At 57.1% G+C, this 19,787-nt stretch carries 19 protein-coding genes; 15 read left to right on the top strand and 4 right to left on the bottom strand.

Annotation, left to right across the window (positions count from 1 at the left end; translation table 11 throughout):
* Positions 1 to 38: 38 nt before the first annotated feature.
* Entirely contained in the window at positions 39 to 851 is an 813-nt protein-coding gene (locus tag ABLU73_RS20760; RefSeq protein WP_004886756.1) for a dienelactone hydrolase family protein, read from the bottom strand.
* A 272-nt stretch (positions 852 to 1,123) separates the two neighbouring features.
* On the opposite strand from ABLU73_RS20760, the gene udp reads away from it, so the two are divergent.
* From udp to tatD, 9 genes are all read left to right on the top strand, one after another.
* Positions 1,124 to 1,885, top strand: coding sequence for a uridine phosphorylase (gene udp, locus ABLU73_RS20755; RefSeq protein ID WP_002883419.1), 762 nt, complete (start codon positions 1,124 to 1,126; stop codon positions 1,883 to 1,885).
* 133 nt (positions 1,886 to 2,018) lie between these two features.
* Positions 2,019 to 3,467: a DNA recombination protein RmuC gene (rmuC, locus tag ABLU73_RS20750; RefSeq protein ID WP_064183894.1), complete on the top strand. Its 1,449-nt coding sequence runs from the start codon at positions 2,019 to 2,021 to the stop codon at positions 3,465 to 3,467.
* 70 nt (positions 3,468 to 3,537) lie between these two features.
* Positions 3,538 to 4,293, top strand: a complete 756-nt coding sequence (gene ubiE, locus ABLU73_RS20745; protein WP_004886751.1) for a bifunctional demethylmenaquinone methyltransferase/2-methoxy-6-polyprenyl-1,4-benzoquinol methylase UbiE — start codon at positions 3,538 to 3,540, stop codon at positions 4,291 to 4,293.
* Positions 4,294 to 4,306: 13 nt separating this feature from the next.
* Positions 4,307 to 4,912 carry an SCP2 domain-containing protein gene (locus ABLU73_RS20740; RefSeq protein WP_004886750.1) on the top strand — a complete coding sequence of 202 codons (606 nt, stop codon included), beginning with the start codon at positions 4,307 to 4,309 and terminating at the stop codon, positions 4,910 to 4,912.
* Entirely contained in the window at positions 4,909 to 6,549 is a 1,641-nt protein-coding gene (gene ubiB / locus ABLU73_RS20735) for a ubiquinone biosynthesis regulatory protein kinase UbiB (protein ID WP_004886748.1), read from the top strand. Before ABLU73_RS20740 ends, ubiB begins: the two co-directional genes overlap by 4 nt.
* A 129-nt stretch (positions 6,550 to 6,678) precedes the next feature.
* Complete coding sequence (gene tatA, locus ABLU73_RS20730) at positions 6,679 to 6,930, top strand: Sec-independent protein translocase subunit TatA (RefSeq protein ID WP_002883425.1); 252 nt, start codon at positions 6,679 to 6,681, stop codon at positions 6,928 to 6,930.
* Between the two features lie 3 nt (positions 6,931 to 6,933).
* Positions 6,934 to 7,458: a Sec-independent protein translocase protein TatB gene (gene tatB / locus ABLU73_RS20725; protein ID WP_048293980.1), complete on the top strand. Its 525-nt coding sequence runs from the start codon at positions 6,934 to 6,936 to the stop codon at positions 7,456 to 7,458.
* Positions 7,459 to 7,460: 2 nt separating this feature from the next.
* Positions 7,461 to 8,240, top strand: coding sequence for a Sec-independent protein translocase subunit TatC (tatC, locus tag ABLU73_RS20720; protein ID WP_004886745.1), 780 nt, complete (start codon positions 7,461 to 7,463; stop codon positions 8,238 to 8,240).
* Between the two features lie 43 nt (positions 8,241 to 8,283).
* Complete coding sequence (gene tatD / locus ABLU73_RS20715) at positions 8,284 to 9,075, top strand: 3'-5' ssDNA/RNA exonuclease TatD (protein WP_017899385.1); 792 nt, start codon at positions 8,284 to 8,286, stop codon at positions 9,073 to 9,075.
* Here the strand turns inward: tatD and rfaH are convergent.
* Positions 9,072 to 9,560 carry a transcription/translation regulatory transformer protein RfaH gene (rfaH, locus tag ABLU73_RS20710; RefSeq protein ID WP_004886742.1) on the bottom strand — a complete coding sequence of 163 codons (489 nt, stop codon included), beginning with the start codon at positions 9,558 to 9,560 and terminating at the stop codon, positions 9,072 to 9,074. The two genes, tatD and rfaH, sit on opposite strands and share 4 nt — an antisense overlap.
* Positions 9,561 to 9,738: 178 nt before the next feature.
* On the opposite strand from rfaH, the gene ubiD reads away from it, so the two are divergent.
* Entirely contained in the window at positions 9,739 to 11,214 is a 1,476-nt protein-coding gene (ubiD, locus tag ABLU73_RS20705) for a 4-hydroxy-3-polyprenylbenzoate decarboxylase (RefSeq protein ID WP_004886738.1), read from the top strand.
* Positions 11,215 to 11,263: 49 nt separating this feature from the next.
* Positions 11,264 to 11,965: an NAD(P)H-flavin reductase gene (fre, locus tag ABLU73_RS20700; protein ID WP_004886735.1), complete on the top strand. Its 702-nt coding sequence runs from the start codon at positions 11,264 to 11,266 to the stop codon at positions 11,963 to 11,965.
* A gap of 193 nt (positions 11,966 to 12,158) precedes the next feature.
* Here the strand turns inward: fre and fadA are convergent, their stop codons facing one another.
* Together fadA and fadB are read right to left on the bottom strand one after the other, a co-directional pair.
* A complete protein-coding gene (gene fadA, locus ABLU73_RS20695) occupies positions 12,159 to 13,322 on the bottom strand; it encodes an acetyl-CoA C-acyltransferase FadA (protein ID WP_004886733.1) in 1,164 nt (387 codons plus the stop codon).
* A 9-nt stretch (positions 13,323 to 13,331) separates the two neighbouring features.
* On the bottom strand, positions 13,332 to 15,521 hold the full coding sequence (fadB, locus tag ABLU73_RS20690; protein WP_096833960.1) for a fatty acid oxidation complex subunit alpha FadB: 2,190 nt from the start codon (positions 15,519 to 15,521) through the stop codon (positions 13,332 to 13,334).
* Positions 15,522 to 15,712: 191 nt separating this feature from the next.
* On the opposite strand from fadB, the gene pepQ reads away from it, so the two are divergent.
* From pepQ to hemG, 4 genes are read left to right on the top strand one after another with little or no spacing between them, the layout of a single operon-like run.
* Positions 15,713 to 17,044, top strand: coding sequence for a Xaa-Pro dipeptidase (gene pepQ / locus ABLU73_RS20685; RefSeq protein ID WP_004886728.1), 1,332 nt, complete (start codon positions 15,713 to 15,715; stop codon positions 17,042 to 17,044).
* The gene (locus tag ABLU73_RS20680) at positions 17,044 to 17,658 is read left to right on the top strand and encodes an IMPACT family protein (protein WP_004886726.1); all 615 of its coding nucleotides are present in this window, start codon (positions 17,044 to 17,046) and stop codon (positions 17,656 to 17,658) included. The genes pepQ and ABLU73_RS20680 overlap by 1 nt, the downstream gene beginning before the upstream one ends.
* Positions 17,659 to 17,697: 39 nt before the next feature.
* The gene (trkH, locus tag ABLU73_RS20675) at positions 17,698 to 19,149 is read left to right on the top strand and encodes a Trk system potassium transporter TrkH (RefSeq protein ID WP_004886724.1); all 1,452 of its coding nucleotides are present in this window, start codon (positions 17,698 to 17,700) and stop codon (positions 19,147 to 19,149) included.
* Between the two features lie 11 nt (positions 19,150 to 19,160).
* On the top strand, positions 19,161 to 19,703 hold the full coding sequence (hemG, locus tag ABLU73_RS20670) for a menaquinone-dependent protoporphyrinogen IX dehydrogenase (RefSeq protein ID WP_004886722.1): 543 nt from the start codon (positions 19,161 to 19,163) through the stop codon (positions 19,701 to 19,703).
* The last annotated feature ends 84 nt before the right edge of the window (positions 19,704 to 19,787 follow it).

Below are 19,787 nucleotides of genomic sequence, written 5' to 3'. Positions count from 1 at the left end.
AAGGAGGCATTTGCCTCCTTTTTTCATGCTTTGGGCGATTACCCTTTTTTACCGCCATACTGCGCAAACCAGGCCAGCATTCGCTGCCAGCCGTCTTTGGCTGACTCTTCGTGATAGCTGGCGCGATAGTCGGCGTTAAAGGCGTGATCGGCTTCGGGATAGACCACGATTTCCGCTGTGGCGTTGGCCGCCCGCAGCGCCTGACGCATGGTCTCGACGGTGTCCTGTGGAATACTGGCGTCTTTAGCGCCGTACAGACCAAGCACCGGGGCGTTGAGATCGACGGCGATATCCACCGGATGTTTTGGCGAATTCAGCGATTTTTCTCCCACCAGCTTGCCGTACCAGGCCACTGCCGCTTTAAGCTGCGGGTTATGTGCGGCATACAGCCAGGTAATGCGTCCGCCCCAGCAGAAGCCGGTGATTAGCAGACGATGGGCATCGCCGCCGTGGCGCGCCGCCCAGCTGGCGACGTGGTCGAGATCCGCCAGCACCTGCGCGTCCGGCACCTTGGTAACCAGCTCTTTAAACAGGGTCGGGATATCGTGATATTCATTCGGATCGCCCTGACGGAAGTACAATTCAGGCGCAATAGCCAGATAGCCTTCCTGCGCCAGGCGGCGACAAAGATCGCGAATATGCTCATGCACGCCGAAAATTTCCTGTACCACGATGACGATCGGCAGTGGGCCATCGACGTTTTTCGGACGGGCATGGTAAGCCGGCATGTTTTCACCCTGAGAGGGAATAGAGGTCTCTCCGGCGACAATATGCTCTTCCGGCGTATGAACGGCGGTGGCGGCGTGTGGTGAAGCTGCAGGTGCGAATCCAGGTTGCTTGGTGGTGGTCATGGTATTCTCCGTACCCTTATTTATTAGCGCATCAGTAACTATAGACCCTTTACCTTTAGTTCGGGCGGTAATAAAGCACAGTGCCTGAAAGCGGCTATCTTTTGTTCTGTGACGATGAATATAACTTGTTAATGTGATGCGTATCACTATTTACTGAAAAACAACTGCAATCATTATTGTTCTTGGTGACTATCATCACAAAATGTTGCCTGGGGCTTCTGTACAGTACCGTTTTGCTTCTGCTGATAATTCGACCCACAGAGGAGTTTTTTATGTCCAAGTCTGATGTTTTTCATCTCGGCCTCACCAAGAACGATTTACAAGGGGCTACGCTGGCTATCGTCCCTGGCGATCCGGAGCGTGTGGAAAAGATCGCCGCGCTGATGGATAAGCCGGTTAAGCTGGCATCCCACCGCGAATTTACCTCCTGGCGCGCGGAGCTGGACGGCAAACCGGTGATCGTCTGCTCCACTGGCATCGGCGGCCCGTCTACGTCTATCGCTGTGGAAGAGCTGGCGCAGCTTGGCGTACGTACCTTCCTGCGCATTGGCACCACCGGCGCCATTCAGCCGCACATCAACGTTGGCGATGTGCTGGTGACTACCGCTTCCGTTCGCCTGGACGGCGCCAGCCTGCACTTCGCGCCGATGGAATTCCCGGCCGTCGCAGATTTCGCCTGCACCACCGCGCTGGTGGAAGCGGCGAAATCCATTGGCGCCACCACCCATATCGGCGTGACCGCCTCTTCGGATACCTTCTACCCGGGCCAGGAGCGTTACGACACCTTCTCCGGTCGCGTGGTGAGCCGCTTCAAAGGCTCTATGGAAGAGTGGCAGGCGATGGGCGTGATGAACTATGAAATGGAATCCGCTACGCTGCTGACCATGTGCGCCAGCCAGGGCCTGCGCGCCGGGATGGTGGCTGGGGTTATCGTTAACCGTACCCAGCAAGAGATCCCTAACGCCGAAACCATGAAGCAAACCGAAAGCCACGCGGTGAAAATCGTCGTCGAAGCGGCGCGCCGTCTGCTGTAATTAAACCGCTTTCCCTTCAGGCCGGATCCTCCGGCCTTTTTTTTGCGTCGCCTCTCGCAGGAAATTCCTTTTAAACTGGACGTTTGTACAGCACAATTCTATTTTGTGTCATCAGGTTATCGCAGGGGGCGTCGTGGATCTCTCCATTATTATCAGCGCGGTTATCGCACTGGCTGCCGGGTTAATCGTCGGCTGGCTGGCGACCAAAGCGCGCGCCGATCAAATTCGGGCCGATCTTATCGAGGAGCGGCGAGAGCTGGATATTGAGCTGAGCGCTGCCCGTCAGCAACTGGTCCAGGAAGCCCACTGGCGTGAAGAGTGCGAGCTGCTGAACAACGAGCTGCGCAGCCTGCGGGATATCAATACCTCGCTGGAGGCCGATCTGCGTGAGGTTACCACCCGGCTCGAATCCACCCAGCTGCATGCGGAAGATAAGATCCGCCAGATGGTGAACAGCGAGCAGCGCCTGAGCGAGCAGTTTGAAAACCTCGCCAACCGCATTTTCGAACACAGCAACCGACGCGTCGATGAGCAAAATCGCCAGAGCCTGCATGGCCTGCTGACACCGCTGCGCGAACAACTGGACGGGTTCCGCCGGCAGGTGCAGGAGAGCTTCGGTCAGGAGGCGCGAGAAAGGCACACCCTGGCGCATGAGATCCGTAACCTGCAGCAGCTGAACGCGCAGATGGCGCAGGAGGCGCTGAACCTGACCAAAGCGCTGAAGGGCGATAACAAAACCCAGGGCAATTGGGGGGAAGTGGTTCTCACCCGCGTGCTGGAGGCCTCCGGCCTGCGGGAAGGCTATGAGTACCAAACCCAGGTCAGCATCGAGACCGACAACCGCTCGCGGATGCAGCCGGACGTCATCGTGCGCCTGCCGCAGGGTAAAGACGTGGTTATCGACGCCAAAATGACCCTTGTCGCCTATGAGCGTTATTTCAACGCCGAGGACGACTACACCCGCGAAGTCGCGCTGCAGGAGCACCTTGCTTCGGTGCGAAATCATATTCGCCTGCTGGGGCGCAAGGATTATCAGCAACTGCCAGGCCTGCGCTCCCTCGACTATGTGCTGATGTTTATTCCCGTCGAGCCGGCATTCCTGCTGGCCATCGACCGTCAGCCCGAGCTTATCAGCGAGGCGCTGCAAAATAATATTATGCTGGTTAGCCCGACGACGTTGCTGGTGGCCCTGCGCACCATCGCCAATCTGTGGCGTTATGAGCACCAAAGCCGCAACGCGCAGAAGATCGCCGAGCGGGCGGGGCGCCTTTACGACAAAATGCGCCTGTTTGTGGACGATATGTCCGCTATCGGCCAGAGTCTGGATAAAGCGCAAGAGAACTATCGCCAGGCGATGAAAAAGCTCGCTTCCGGGCGCGGTAATCTTCTGGCCCAGGCGGAGGCTTTTCGCGGGTTGGGCGTGGAGGTCAAGCGCGGGATTAATCCTGATTTAGTTGAACAAGCCATTGCTCAGGACGATCAATATCGTCTTGAAGCGGAGGATAACCTGCCGGAAAATGAGGCATTTTCACCCGACTCTGCCGAGCCGGTGCGTAGCCGGGAGGCGGCTCCGCCACGCTGAAACGTATGGGAAATGCGCTGAGTCTGATACACTCAGTGAACATTTTCTTGAAAAGCAAGCAGGCATAAAGATGGTTGAGGATTCACAAGAAACGACGCACTTTGGCTTTCAGACGGTCGCTAAAGAGCAGAAAGCAGACATGGTGGCGCATGTATTCCATTCTGTCGCCGCAAAGTATGATGTGATGAATGACTTGATGTCGTTTGGTATCCATCGTTTGTGGAAGCGTTTCACCATCGACTGCAGCGGCGTACGTCGCGGGCAGACCGTGCTGGATCTGGCGGGGGGGACCGGTGATTTGACGGCTAAGTTTTCCCGTCTGGTAGGGGAAACCGGCCGCGTTATGCTTGCTGATATCAATGATTCAATGCTCAAAATGGGCCGCGAAAAGCTGCGCAATATCGGCATCGTGGGTAACGTTGAGTATGTTCAGGCCAACGCGGAAGCCCTACCGTTTGCTGATAATACCTTTGACTGCATCACCATCTCTTTCGGTCTGCGTAACGTGACCGACAAAGAGAAAGCGCTGCGCTCGATGTACCGCGTGCTGAAGCCGGGTGGACGTCTGCTGGTGCTGGAGTTTTCTAAACCCATTATCGAACCGCTGAGCAAAGCCTACGACGCTTACTCCTTCCATATCCTGCCGAAAGTGGGCGAGCTGGTGGCAAAAGATGGCGACAGCTATCGCTACCTGGCGGAATCTATTCGTATGCATCCGGACCAGGAAACCCTGAAAGGGATGATGCAGGATGCAGGCTTCGAAAGCGTGGACTACTACAACCTGACGGCGGGTATCGTTGCTTTGCATCGCGGTTACAAGTTCTGACAGGAGGGACGCTATGCCTTTCACACCCCTGGTGACCGCTGGCATTGAAACGGCGCTAAATACTTTCCTCTGGCGCGACAAAGCGCTAAAACCCGCCCGCCAGCGCCTGCTGGGCAAGGTATTGCGGGTACAGCTGCAGGATTTCGCTACGCCCGTGGTGCTGGTGTTCAGTGAACGCCAGGTTGATGTTCTGAGCGCCTGGGACGGAGAGGCTGACTGCACCGTGATTACCCGGCTCAGCGTGCTGCCAAAACTACGCAACCGTCAACAACTGACGGCGCTTATCCGTAGCGGCGAGCTGGAAGTGCAGGGCGATCTGCAGGTGGTGCAGAACATGGTCACCCTGTGCGATCTGGCAGAGTTCGATCCCGCTGAGCTGCTGGCGCCTTATACCGGTGACATCGTGGCCGAAGGCGTCGGTAAAGTCCTCCGCGGCGGCGCTCAGTTTTTACTGAAGGGCGCGCAGCGCCAGCAGCGTTATGTCGCTGAAGCGATCACTGAAGAGTGGCGCCTGGCACCGGGGCCGCTGGAGCTGGCCTGGTTTGCTGAAGAGACGACGGCTATTGAACGCGCGCTGGCCGCACTGGAAAAACGGCTGGAAACGCTGGAGGGCAAATGACGCCAGGAGAATTACGGCGCCTGTATTTCATCATCCACACCTTTTTGAGCTACGGGCTCGATGAGCTTATCCCCAAAATGCGGATCACGCTGCCGCTGCGTATCTGGCGGCGGATGCTCTTCTGGATGCCAAACCGCCATCAGGATCAACCTCTTGGCGCCCGTCTGCGGCTGGCGCTCCAGGAGCTGGGGCCGGTGTGGATTAAATTCGGCCAGATGCTTTCCACGCGGCGGGATCTCTTTCCGCCGCATATTGCCGATCAACTGGCGCTGTTGCAGGACCGCGTGGCGCCCTTTGAAGGGAAGCTTGCGCAGCAGCAGATAGAAAAAGCGATGGGTGGCCTGCCGGTGGAGGCCTGGTTTGATGATTTCTCCGTTGAGCCGTTAGCCTCGGCGTCTATCGCCCAGGTGCATACCGCGCGTCTGAAAGAGAACGGCAAAGAGGTGGTGATCAAGGTTATCCGTCCGGATATCTTGCCGATCATTAAAGCGGACATGAAGCTCATCTACCGCCTGGCGCGCTGGGTGCCGCGACTGCTGCCTGACGGCCGACGTCTGCGCCCGCAGGAGGTGGTTCGTGAGTATGAAAAAACGCTGCTGGACGAGCTGAACCTGCTGCGGGAATCCGCCAACGCCATTCAGTTGCGGCGTAATTTCGAAGACAGCCCGATGCTGTATGTGCCGGAAGTGTACCCCGATTACTGCAGCGAAAGCATGATGGTGATGGAGCGCATCTACGGCATTCCGGTGTCCGACGTGGAGGCGCTCGAGGCTCAGGGAACCAATATGCAACTGCTGGCGGAGCGGGGTGTGCAGGTCTTCTTCACCCAGGTGTTCCGCGACAGCTTTTTCCATGCCGATATGCACCCTGGCAACATCTTCGTCAGCTACGAGCACCCGGAAGATCCGCAGTATATTGGCATCGACTGCGGCATTGTCGGCTCGCTGAACAAAGAAGATAAGCGCTATCTGGCGGAAAACTTTATCGCCTTTTTCAACCGCGATTATCGTAAGGTTGCCGAGCTGCACGTCGACTCCGGTTGGGTTCCGCCGGACACCAATGTTGAAGAGTTTGAGTTCGCGATCCGCACGGTCTGCGAGCCCATCTTTGAGAAGCCGCTGGCGGAGATCTCCTTCGGCCACGTGCTGCTAAATCTGTTCAACACCGCGCGGCGCTTCAATATGGAAGTCCAGCCGCAGCTTGTTTTGCTACAGAAGACATTACTTTACGTAGAAGGGGTAGGCCGGCAGCTCTATCCTCAGTTAGACTTGTGGAAAACGGCGAAGCCTTTCCTTGAGTCGTGGATCAAAGATCAGGTCGGTATTCCGGCGCTGGTGCGCGCGTTTAAAGACAAAGCGCCGTTCTGGATCGAAAGAATGCCTGAAATACCTGAGCTGGTGTATCAGAGCCTGCAGCAGAGCAAACAGCTGCAGACCAGCGTCGATACTATCGTGCGGGATATGCATGTGCGCCATGTGCGCCAGGGCCAATCCCGTTATCTGTTTGGTATAGGCGCGGTTTTATTGCTCAGTGGTACGCTGCTCTTTATCCATCGCCCTGAGTGGGGAATGATGCCCGGCTGGCTGATGGCCGGCGGTATCGTGACCTGGCTGATTGGCTGGCGAAAAACCCGCTGATCGGTTCGCCTCTTCATGACGCAGGCTTATTTGCGCAAAATCATGCCGGTGGCCTGACGGCGAGGCGGCTGGCAGGATGGCGTGTATAATGCGTCCACATAATTCATCATCTGTCATAGGGGAACGTGTATGGGTGGTATCAGTATTTGGCAGTTATTAATTGTTGTCGTCATCGTAGTTCTGCTTTTCGGGACGAAGAAGCTGAGCTCACTGGGGTCAGACTTAGGGGCATCCATCAAAGGCTTTAAAAAAGCCATGAGTGATGATGATAAACCTGAAAAGTCGGCGCCAGACGCAGATTTCACGGCGAAAACTATCGCCGATAAACAGGATGATGCAAAAAAAGACGAGACAAAACGCCACGACAAAGAGCAGGTGTAACTCGTGTTCGATATTGGTTTTAGTGAACTACTGCTGGTGTTTGTGATTGGCCTCATCGTTCTGGGGCCACAGCGGCTTCCCGTCGCGGTTAAAACGGTGGTTGGCTGGATCCGTACGCTACGGTCGCTGGCGACCACGGTACAGAATGAGCTGGCTCAGGAGCTAAAACTGCAGGAGTTCCAGGAGAGCCTCAAGAAGGTGGAAAAGGCCAGCCTGAATAACCTGACGCCGGAGCTGAAAGCCTCCATGGATGAGCTGCGCGAGGCCGCGGAGTCGATGAAGCGCTCCTATAGCGCCCACGACCCGGAAAAGGCCAGTGACGAAGCGAATACCATCCATAATCCGGTGGTGAAAGGCAGCGAAGCGCAGCGGCAGGACGTCACGCCGGCGACGGCAGAACATCACGCCAGCGCTCCGGTTCATGCGCCGGATCCCGTGGCCGACGAGCAACCCGCTTCACCGGCAGAGAAAACAACCGCTACGGCGGCTGCCCCCCATTCTTCCCCCGCATCGAGTGATAAACCGTAAACATGGGCGTAGACGATACACAACCGCTAATTTCGCATCTGATTGAGCTGCGCAAGCGTCTGCTCAACAGCATCATTGCTATCCTGGTGATCTTCCTGGCGCTGGTCTATTTCGCCAATGATATCTATCAGCTGGTCTCGGCCCCGCTTATCAGCAAGATGCCGGTAGGCGCGACGATGATCGCCACCGATGTCGCTTCACCTTTCTTTACGCCGATAAAGCTGACCTTCATGGTGTCGGTGATCCTGTCGGTGCCGATTATTCTGTATCAGGTATGGGCCTTCGTCGCGCCGGCGCTGTATAAGCATGAGCGCCGGCTGGTGGTGCCCTTACTGGTCTCCAGCACGCTGCTGTTCTATATCGGCATGGCTTTCGCGTATTTTGTCGTGTTTCCGCTGGCGTTCGGCTTCCTGACCCATGCTGCCCCGGAGGGGGTGCTGGTCTCGACCGATATCCGCAGTTATCTCGACTTCGTGATGGCGCTGTTTATGGCGTTCGGGGTCTCTTTTGAGGTGCCGGTCGCTATTGTGCTGCTCTGCTGGATGGGCGTCACCACGCCGGAAGAGCTGCGCAAAAAACGGCCGTATGTGCTGGTGGGCGCCTTCGTGGTGGGGATGCTGCTGACGCCGCCGGACGTGTTCTCGCAGACGCTGCTGGCTATTCCGATGTACTGCCTGTTTGAAGTCGGGGTGTTCTTCGCCCGCTTCTACACCGGGAAGCGCCTGACGCGTGATGACGATGCCGCGGCCGAAGCTGAAGCCGCTGAGCACAGAGAAGAGTAATACCGCCAACCGCCCGTCAGGGCGGTTGTCATATGGAGCGATCATGTTTGATATCGGCGTTAATCTGACCAGTTCACAGTTTGCCCGCGACCATGATGAGGTGGTGGCGCGCGCCCGGGCGGCAGGGGTTCACGGCATGCTGCTGACCGGCACAAATTTACCGGAGAGCCAGCAGGCGCAGAGAATGGCGAGTCATTACGCCGGCTGCTGGTCCACGGCGGGGGTTCATCCCCATGACGGCAGCAGCTGGACGCCAGCGGTCGCCGAGGCGATTTATGCCCTCGCCCGCGAGCCGCAGGTGGTGGCGATAGGGGAGTGCGGTCTGGATTTTAATCGTAATTTTTCCACGCCCCAGGAGCAGGAGGAGGCGTTTAGTGCCCAGCTGGCGCTGGCCGCCGAGCTGTCGATGCCGGTGTTTTTACACTGCCGCGACGCCCACGACCGGTTTCTGGCGCTGCTTAAACCCTGGCTCGGGAAGATCCCGGGCGCGGTGCTGCACTGCTTTACCGGCAGCCGCAGCGAGGTGCAGGAATGTCTGGATCTGGGGCTGTTTATCGGTATTACCGGTTGGGTATGCGATGAGCGGCGAGGGCTCGAGCTGCGAGCGCTATTGCCGGCGATCCCGGCGGAACGTCTGCTGCTGGAAACTGACGCGCCCTATCTGCTGCCGCGCGACCTCAAGCCGAAACCCGCCTCGCGTCGTAACGAGCCCGCGTATTTGCCGCATATCCTGGCCAGCGTCGCGGCCTGGCGCGGCGAGGAAGCGCAGTGGCTGGAGGCGCAAACGGACGCCAACGTCAGGGCGCTGTTTGGCGTCGACGTTAACGGCGCTTAGATTTTCTGGAAATCGGTGTTTTTAACGCTCTGCAGGACTTGCTTATTCAGCAGGTTTAACAGCAACATAGAGCGTGCTTCACCGTCCGGCTCGGTAAAGATAGCCTGTAAGCCTTCGAACGCGCCGTCGGTGATCAGTACGCTATCGCCCTCATGCGGCGTTTCCGGGTCGGTAATGCCTTCCGGTTTGTAGATAGAGAGCTGGTGGATGACCGCCGAGGGGACGATAGCGGGTAGGGCGCCAAAGCGCACGAAGTTGTTAACCCCGCGGGTGGCGCTGATGGTGGTGGTATGAATCACCTCTGGATCGAACTCAATAAACAGGTAGTTCGGGAACAGCGGTTCGCTGACCATGGTGCGTTTACCGCGAATGATTTTTTCCAGCGCAATCGTCGGCATCAGGCAGTTAACTGACTGACGTTCCAGATGTTCCTGGGCTCGTTGTAGCTGCCCACGTTTGCAATACAGTAAGTACCAGGCTTGCATAATGACTCATTCCACTTCTAATAACGGCAAGCATAACAAATGGCTGGTGTAATCGCGAAAGCCATTATAATTGAAATCCAAATTTCAGCGTTCTTTCACGCTAATTTAACAAAATTACAGCATCTCGCCGTTGAACACCGTATAATTAGCCGCCTGTAGAGAGGTCAATAACACTTTCATGAAATATCACGATCTTCGCGACTTTCTGACACTCCTGGAACAACAGGGCGAACTAAAACGTATCACTCTGCCGGTCGATCCTCACCTGGAAATCACCGAAATTGCCGACCGCACCCTGCGCGCTGGCGGTCCTGCGCTGCTGTTTGAGAATCCGAAAGGCTATACCATGCCGGTGCTGTGCAACCTGTTCGGCACGCCGCGGCGCGTGGCGCTGGGGATGGGTCAGGAGGACGTCAGTTCGCTGCGCGAGGTGGGTAAGCTGTTAGCCTTTCTGAAAGAGCCTGAGCCGCCCAAAGGTTTCCGCGATCTGTTTGATAAGCTGCCGCAGTTTAAGCAAGTGCTGAATATGCCCACCAAACGTCTGCGCGGCGCCCCCTGTCAGCAAAAAATCATCCAGGGCGATGACGTCGACCTGAGGAAAATCCCGATTATGACCTGCTGGCCGGAAGATGCCGCGCCGCTGATCACCTGGGGGCTGACGGTGACCCGTGGGCCGCACAAAGAGCGGCAAAACCTGGGGATTTATCGCCAGCAGCTGATTGGCAAAAACAAACTGATTATGCGCTGGCTGTCTCATCGCGGCGGCGCGCTGGATTTCCAGGAGTGGTGCGCGGCGCGTCCGGGGGAACGCTTCCCGGTTTCTGTGGCACTCGGCGCCGACCCGGCGACCATTCTTGGTGCAGTGACCCCGGTGCCGGATACGCTGTCGGAATATGCCTTTGCCGGGCTGCTGCGCGGCACCAAAACCGAAGTGGTGAAATGCGTCTCGAACGATCTTGAGGTGCCTGCCAGCGCAGAGATTGTGCTGGAAGGTTATATCGAGGCCGGGGAGATGGCGCCGGAAGGTCCGTATGGCGACCATACCGGCTACTACAATGAAGTAGACCAGTTCCCGGTGTTTACGGTCACCCATATTACCCAGCGTGAAGACGCGATTTATCATTCGACCTATACCGGCCGTCCGCCGGATGAGCCTGCGGTGCTGGGCGTGGCGCTGAATGAAGTCTTCGTCCCGATCCTGCAGAAACAGTTTCCGGAAATTGTCGATTTCTATCTGCCGCCGGAAGGGTGCTCCTACCGCCTGGCGGTGGTGACGATGAAAAAACAGTACGCAGGCCATGCCAAGCGCGTGATGATGGGCGTCTGGTCGTTCCTGCGCCAGTTTATGTACACCAAATTCGTGATTGTCTGCGATGACGATGTTAACGCCCGCGACTGGAACGATGTGATTTGGGCGATCACTACCCGTATGGACCCGGCTCGTGATACGGTACTGGTAGAGAATACGCCAATTGATTATCTGGATTTTGCCTCGCCGGTTTCCGGCCTGGGTTCAAAAATGGGGCTGGATGCCACCAATAAATGGCCTGGCGAAACCCAGCGTGAATGGGGTCGCCCAATCAAAAAAGATCCTGCCGTCACGGCGCGCATTGACGCCATCTGGGATGATCTGGCCATCTTTAAACAACAGTAAGCGGGGCTAACGCCGCTGTTTTGCTCTTTAGACCCGACAGAGGGGACGCATGACAACCTTAAGCTGTAAAGTGACCTCGGTGGAGGCGATTACCGATACCGTGTATCGTGTTCGATTAGTACCGGAAGCGGCATTCTCTTTCCGCGCTGGCCAGTATCTGATGGTGGTAATGGATGAGCGCGACAAACGCCCATTCTCCATGGCCTCCACGCCGGCGGAACAGGAGTTTATCGAACTGCATATCGGCGCCTCGGAGCTCAATCTGTACGCGATGGCGGTCATGGATCGCATCCTGAAAGAGCGTGAAATTGAGGTTGATATTCCGCATGGCGAAGCCTGGCTGCGTGAAGATGAAGACCGCCCGCTGATTTTGATTGCCGGCGGTACCGGCTTCTCTTATGTGCGTTCTATTCTGCTCACCGCGCTGTCACGCAATCCTCAGCGCGATATCGCGATTTACTGGGGCGGTCGCGAGACCAAACATCTGTACGATCTGGCCGAGCTGGAAGCCTTGAGCGTCAAGCATCCAAATCTGCGCATCGAGCCGGTGGTTGAGCAGCCGGAAGAGGGCTGGCGTGGGCGTTCCGGCACCGTGCTGACCGCGGTGCTGCAGGATTACGGTACCCTGGCCGATCACGATATCTATATTGCCGGGCGTTTCGAGATGGCTAAGATTGCTCGCGACCTGTTCTGCAACGAACGCGGCGCGCGCGAAGATCGCCTGTTTGGCGACGCGTTTGCCTTTATCTGATATCTGCAAATAAAAAACCCGCCCCTGACAGGCGGGAAGAACGGCAACTAAACTGTCTCTCTTCGCCAATGACGTCATCACTGCGTTGGCTGCGCTTGCTCACCCGAATCACTTACTTCAGTAAGCTCATCGGGATTCGCTCGCTTGCCGCCTTGTTCTGATGCCATTGGCTGTGAGATACCCTTTTGTAAATTTACACCCGCTCAAACACGGTGGCGATCCCTTGTCCCAGGCCGATGCACATGGTGGCGAGGCCGAACTGGGCATCTTTACGCTCCATCTGATTGATCAGCGTGGTGCTAATACGCGCCCCGGAACAACCCAGCGGATGACCGAGCGCGATCGCCCCGCCGTTGAGGTTGATCTTCTCATCGATCTGCTCCATCAGGCCCAGATCTTTAATGCACGGCAGGATCTGCGCGGCAAAGGCCTCATTCATTTCAAAGACGTCGATATCGCTGGTGGATAAGCCCGCTTTTTTCAGCGCCAGCTTCGAAGCGGGAACCGGGCCATAGCCCATAATAGACGGGTCGCAGCCGACCACCGCCATCGAACGGACGCGGGCGCGTGGCTTCAGACCCAGTTCGCGGGCGCGGCTTTCGCTCATCAGCAGCATCGCCGCCGCGCCATCGGAAAGGGCGGAAGAGGTGCCCGCCGTTACCGTACCGGTCACCGGGTCAAACGCCGGCCTTAGGGTAGACAGCGTCTCGACGGTGGTTTCCGGGCGGATCACTTCGTCATAGTTAAAGGACTTCAGTACGCCATCGGCATCGTGGCCGCCGGTGGGGATAATCTCGGCTTTGAATGCGCCGGACTGGGTCGCAGCCCAGGCGCGGGCGTGGGAGCGCGCGGCGAACTGATCCTGCATTTCCCGGCTAATGCCGTGCAAACGCGCCAGCATTTCAGCGGTCAGCCCCATCATCCCTGCCGCCTTTGCCACGTTACGGCTCAGGCCCGGGTGGAAATCGACGCCGTGGCTCATTGGCACATGGCCCATGTGCTCCACGCCGCCAATCAGGCAGACGCTGGCATCGCCGGTCATGATCATGCGTGCGGCATCGTGCAGCGCCTGCATGGAAGAACCGCACAGACGGTTAACCGTGTTTGCCGGTACCGAATGCGGGATCTCCGCCAGCAGCGCCGCGTTACGGGCGATGTTAAAACCCTGCTCGAGGGTTTGCTGTACGCAGCCCCAGTAGATATCGTCTATCGCGCTTGCCTCAAGCGACGGGTTGCGCGACAGCAGGCTGCGCATCAGGTGCGCGGAGAGGTCCTCCGCGCGCACGTGGCGAAATGCGCCGCCCTTTGAACGGCCCATCGGGGTGCGAATAGCATCGACAATGACAACCTGTTCCATTGTGACTCCTTAAGCCGTTTTCAGAGCGCCAACCGGACGGGCTGGCTCTACCTGGGGATAATACGCTTCGTTATGGCGCGCTTTGTCTCGCAGACCGGCAGGGACTTCATACAGCGGCCCAAGGTGCTGGTACTGCTGCGCCATATCGAGATACTTCGCGCTGCCGATGGTATCCAGCCAGCGGAAGGCGCCGCCGTGGAACGGAGGGAAGCCGAGGCCGTATACCAGCGCCATATCCGCTTCCGCCGGGCTGGCGATAATGCCTTCTTCCAGGCAGCGGACGACTTCGTTAACCATCGGGATCATCATGCGGGAGATAATCTCTTCATCGCTGAAATCGCGCTTCGGCTGGCTGACGTCGGCCAGCAGGCTGTCGACGGCAGCATCTTCTTCTTTCTTCGGCTTACCTTTGCTGTCTTCTTTATAGCGCCAGAAGCCGAGGCCGTTCTTCTGCCCGAAACGGTTGGCGTCAAACAGGGCGTCGATAGCGTCGCGATAATCTTTCTGCATCCGCTGCGGGAAGCCCGCCGCCATAACCGCCTGAGCATGGTGCGCGGTATCGATGCCGACCACGTCCAGCAGATAAGCTGGGCCCATCGGCCAGCCAAACTGTTTCTCCATCACTTTGTCGACTTTGCGGAAATCCGCCCCGTCGCGCAGCAGCTGGCTAAATCCGGCGAAGTAGGGGAACAGCACGCGGTTGACGAAGAAACCGGGACAATCATTGACCACAATTGGCGTCTTGCCCATTTTGCTGGCCCAGGCCACCACTTTGGCAATGGTCTTATCCGAGGTTTTTTCGCCGCGAATCACTTCAACCAGCGGCATGCGATGCACCGGGTTAAAGAAGTGCATGCCGCAGAAGTTCTCCGGGCGCTGCAGAACGCTGGCCAGCTCGCTGATGGGGATCGTTGAGGTGTTGGATGCCAGTACGGTATCCGGGCGCACTTTCTCTTCGGTTTCCGCCAGCACCGCTTTCTTCACTTTCGGGTTTTCCACCACCGCTTCAACGACCACGTCCACGCGATCAAAACCGCTATACTCCAGCGTCGGCTGAATGGTGCTTATGACTCCGGCCAGCTTCAGACCGTCAATTTTGCCGCGTTCCAGCTGTTTATTCAGCAGCTTCGCCGCTTCGGTCATCCCAAGGGTCAGCGATTTGTCGCTAATGTCTTTCATCACCACCGGCACGCCCTTCCAGGCCGACTGGTATGCGATACCGCCGCCCATAATGCCAGCGCCCAGTACGGCAGCATGCTTCGGTGTTTCGACATCTTTGGTCAGTTTTTTCGCTTTCGCTTTGACGTACTGGTCGTTCAGGAAGATACCGACCAGTGCGCGGGCCTCGTTGGTATGAGCCAGCGGGACAAAGCTTTTATTTTCCAGCACCAGAGCTTCTTCACGACCAAGACGCGCAGCGGCTTCGATGGTTTTCACCGCGGTGATCGGCGCCGGATAATGCTTCCCGGCGGTTTGCGCGACCATGCCTTTGGCGATGGTGAAACTCATCGTCGCTTCAATTTTGCTGAGTTTCAGCGGCTCCAGCTTCGGTTGACGTTTCGCTTTCCAGTCCAGGTCGCCCTGAATCGCCTGGCGCAGGATCGCCAGCGCGCCGTCGCGCAGTTTTTCCGCAGCGACCACGCCATCCACCAGGCCGATTTTCAGCGCTTGCTCGGCGCCGACATCTTTCCCGGCAGCAATGATCTCCAGCGCGCTGTCGGCGCCGAGCAGACGCGGCAAACGAACTGAGCCGCCGAAGCCTGGCATAATGCCGAGTTTGGTTTCCGGCAGACCAATGCGCAGATCCGGCGTCGCCAGGCGGTAATCGGTCGCCAGGACACATTCACAACCGCCGCCCAGCGCGTAACCATTGACGGCAGAGATAGTGGGGACGGGAAGATCTTCCAGACGGTTGAAGACGCTGTTAGCAAAATGCAGCCATTGGCTTAACTGCTCCTCAGGGACCAGGAACAGTGAGAGGAATTCAGTGATATCCGCGCCGACGATAAACGCCGCTTTTTCAGAGCGCAGCAGCAGGCCTTTGAGATCGTTTTGTTTTTCCAGTACATCCAGCGCGTGACCGAGGCTGGCTACGGTTGCGGTATCAAGCTTGTTGACCGAACCTGGGGCATCGAACACCAGTTCGGCGATGCCATCTTCCAGCCAGTCGAGGTACAGGGTGTCGCCTTTGTAGAGCATGTCAGTCTCCTGAATCCAGCAATATGATCTGGTCATACCAGATGAAACGGAGTGTGGAATTTATGTTAAAGAATTGCAAATTACTCTTTAAATAATTGCTGGTCGGATCACATCCGGCGGAAATCACCCGCACGCAGGTCGATGTGCTAAGATGCGGAGTATCACGATCCCATAAAAGCAAAGGACAAAAGATGGAATCCCTGGCCGCGCTCTATAAAAATCATATTGTTACCCTACAAGAACGTACCCGCGACGTCCTGGCCCGTTTTCAGATGGATGCTCTGCTGATTCACTCCGGCGAGCTGGTTAACGTCTTCCTTGATGACCATCCATACCCGTTCAAGGTCAATCCGCAGTTCAAAGCCTGGGTGCCGGTGACTCAGGTGCCTAACTGCTGGTTGCTGGTGGACGGTGTGAATAAACCGAAGCTGTGGTTCTATCTGCCGGTTGATTACTGGCATAACGTTGAGCCGCTGCCGACCTCGTTCTGGACCGAAGAGGTCGATGTGGTCGCGCTGCCGAAGGCCGATGGCATCGGCAGCCAACTGCCTGCCGCTCGCGGTAATATTGGCTATATCGGGCCGGTGCCGGAGCGCGCGCTGGGCCTGGGAATCGCCGCGGATAAGATCAACCCGAAAGGGGTTATCGATTATCTGCATTACTACCGGGCTTACAAAACCGATTACGAGCTGGCCTGTATGCGTGAAGCGCAGAAGTCGGCGGTGAATGGTCATCGTGCGGCCTATGAGGCTTTTCAGTCCGGGATGAGCGAATTCGATATCAACCAGGCCTATCTTACCGCCACTGGTCACCGCGATACCGATGTGCCTTACAGCAACATCGTGGCGCTGAACGAGCATGCTTCCGTCCTGCACTACACCAAACTGGACCATCGCGCTCCGGCGGAGATGCGCAGCTTCCTGCTCGACGCCGGCGCGGAATATAACGGCTATGCCGCGGATCTGACGCGGACCTGGGCGGCACACGGCGATAACGATTTCGCCCATCTGATTAAAGACGTTAACGACGAGCAGCTGGCGCTGATTAGCACCATGAAAGCCGGGACGCGCTACGTTGATTACCATATCCAGTTCCATCAGCGTATTGCGAAGCTGCTGCGTAAACACCAGTTAGTCACTGACATGAGCGAAGAGGCGATGGTGGAGAACGATCTGACCGGGCCATTTATGCCGCACGGGATTGGTCATCCGCTGGGTCTGCAGGTGCATGATGTTGCTGGCTTTATGCAAGACGACTCCGGTACGCATCTGGCGGCGCCAGCGAAATACCCGTATCTGCGCTGCACCCGTATTATCGAGCCGCGGATGGTGTTGACCATTGAACCCGGCATCTACTTTATCGAGTCGTTACTGGCGCCGTGGCGTGAAGGCCCGTTCAGCAAGCACTTCAACTGGCAAAAAATTGACGCCATGAAGCCATTCGGCGGGATCCGTATCGAAGATAACGTGGTGGTTCACGAAAACAGTATCGAAAACATGACGCGCGATCTGAAGCTGGCCTGATGGAGAGCTGGTTAATCCCGGCGGCGCCAGTTTCCGTCGTTGAGGAGATCAAAAAGAGCCGTTTTATCACGCTGTTGGCGCATACCGACGGCGTGGCGGCGGCGAAAGCCTTTGTCGAGTCGGTCAGAGCGGATCACCCCGATGCTCGCCACCACTGCGTGGCGTGGGTCGCCGGACCGCCTGATGATTCGCAACAGCTTGGGTTCTCAGACGATGGCGAACCGGCGGGAACGGCGGGTAAACCGATGCTGGCGCAGCTGATGGGTAGCGGCGTCGGTGAGATAACCGCTGTCGTCGTGCGTTATTACGGTGGTATCCTGCTGGGCACCGGCGGCCTGGTGAAAGCCTATGGCGGCGGTGTCCATCAGGCGCTGGCGCAGTTGACGACGCTGCGCAAGACGCCGTTAACGGCATATACTTTGCAATGTGAATATGGGCAACTGGCCGGCGTTGAAGCGTTGCTCGCCCAATTTTCCGGGAATGTCGTTGAAAGCGAATATCTGGCGTCGGTTCGGCTGCGCGTGGCGCTTCCCCAGGCCGAAGTGGCGGCTTTTTCAGCAAAACTGGCTGATTTTAGTCGCGGTTCATTGCAATTGCTGAAGATTAACGAATAATCCCCTCTGTTTTTTTGCCTATCAAAGGAAGCGCCAGAGATGCATTTTCGCGCCATAACCCGAATCGTTGGACTGCTGGTCATCTTATTCTCGGGGACAATGATCGTCCCGGGATTAGTGGCCCTGATATATCGCGATGGCGCGGGACGGGCCTTCACTCAAACTTTTTTTGTCGCTCTGGCGATCGGCTCCATGCTGTGGTGGCCGAACCGTAAGCAAAAGGGCGAACTGAAATCTCGTGAAGGGTTTCTGATCGTGGTGCTGTTCTGGACCGTGCTGGGTAGCGTAGGGGCCTTGCCCTTTATATTCGCCGAACAGCCGAACCTGACGGTGACGGATGCCTTCTTCGAATCATTTTCCGGCCTGACGACGACCGGGGCGACCACCCTGGTGGGGCTGGACTCGCTTCCGCACGCTATCCTTTTTTACCGGCAGATGCTGCAGTGGTTCGGCGGCATGGGGATCATTGTGCTGGCGGTGGCCATTCTGCCTATCCTCGGCGTCGGGGGAATGCAGCTCTACCGCGCGGAAATGCCCGGCCCGCTGAAAGATAACAAGATGCGCCCGCGCATCGCCGAGACGGCAAAGACATTGTGGCTTATCTATGTGTTACTAACGGTCGCCTGCGCATTGGCGCTCTGGTTTGCCGGTATGCCGGCCTTCGATGCGATAGGGCACAGCTTCGCCACCATCGCTATCGGCGGTTTCTCGACTCACGATGCCAGCGTCGGCTATTTCAACAGCCCGATGATCAACTCCATCATTGCCATCTTCCTGCTGATCTCCGGCTGTAACTACGGTCTGCATTTTTCGTTGTTGAGCGGACGCAGCCTGAAGGTGTACTGGCGCGACCCTGAGTTTCGAATGTTCATTGGCGTCCAGTTGACGCTGGTCATCGTCTGTACGCTGGTGCTATGGCTTCATAACGTGTACGGCTCGGTGCTGACGACGCTGAATCAGGCGTTTTTCCAGGTGGTGTCGATGGCGACCACCGCAGGATTCACCACCGATAGCATTGCGCGCTGGCCGCTGTTCCTGCCGGTGCTGCTGCTGTGCTCCGCATTTATCGGCGGCTGCGCTGGCTCCACGGGCGGTGGCTTAAAGGTGATCCGTATCCTGTTGCTGTTCAAGCAGGGCAACCGTGAGCTTAAGCGTCTGGTTCACCCGAATGCGGTGTATAGCATTAAATTAGGTAACCGCGCGCTGCCGGAACGTATTCTGGAAGCGGTGTGGGGATTCTTCTCCGCCTATGCGCTGGTCTTTATCATTAGTATGCTGGCTATTATCGCCACCGGGGTGGATGACTTCTCTGCTTTCGCCTCCGTGGTGGCGACATTGAACAACCTCGGGCCTGGGCTCGGCGTCGTCGCGGACAACTTTGCCACCATGAACCCGGTCGCGAAATGGATCCTGATTGCTAATATGCTGTTTGGTCGTCTGGAAGTGTTCACCTTACTGGTGCTCTTTACTCCCACTTTCTGGCGCGAATAACAGGAGTGCTCGTGAAAACTTTAATTCTCTTTTCCACCCGCGACGGGCAGACCCGTGAAATCGCTTCGTTTCTCGCCTCTGAGCTGAAAGAGCTGGGTATCGATGCGGATACCCTGAATCTGAACCGTACCGATAACGTGGAATGGCATCATTATGATCGCGTGGTGATTGGCGCATCGATTCGCTACGGACACTTTCATCCGGCGGTGGACCGCTTTGTGAAAAAGCACCTGGCAGCATTGCAGGCGCTGCCGGGGGCATTCTTTTCGGTGAACCTGGTTGCGCGCAAACCCGAAAAGCGCACGCCGCAGACCAATAGCTATACGCGCAAGTTTCTGCTCAACTCGCCTTGGCAGCCGCAGAGCTGCGCGGTGTTTGCCGGGGCGCTACGTTACCCGCGTTACCGCTGGTACGATCGGTTTATGATCCGCCTGATTATGAAAATGACCGGGGGCGAAACGGATACCCGTAAAGAAGTGGTCTATACCGACTGGCAACAGGTCTCCCGATTTGCCCGAGAAATCGCGCAAATGATCAGCAAACCGGGCGTTTAAACAGCGTCTTGATGGAAAAGCGAGCGAACGAAAAGTTTTTTTGCATTTCCCCTTGTCACCTCGGAATTACTCCCTATAATGCGC

Source organism: Klebsiella sp. GG_Kp175, from assembly GCF_040062325.1.
GTDB lineage: Bacteria > Pseudomonadota > Gammaproteobacteria > Enterobacterales > Enterobacteriaceae > Klebsiella > Klebsiella quasipneumoniae.
The sequence above is the reverse complement of the archived record's forward strand: the minus strand, read 5'-3'. Positions and strand labels throughout refer to the sequence as shown.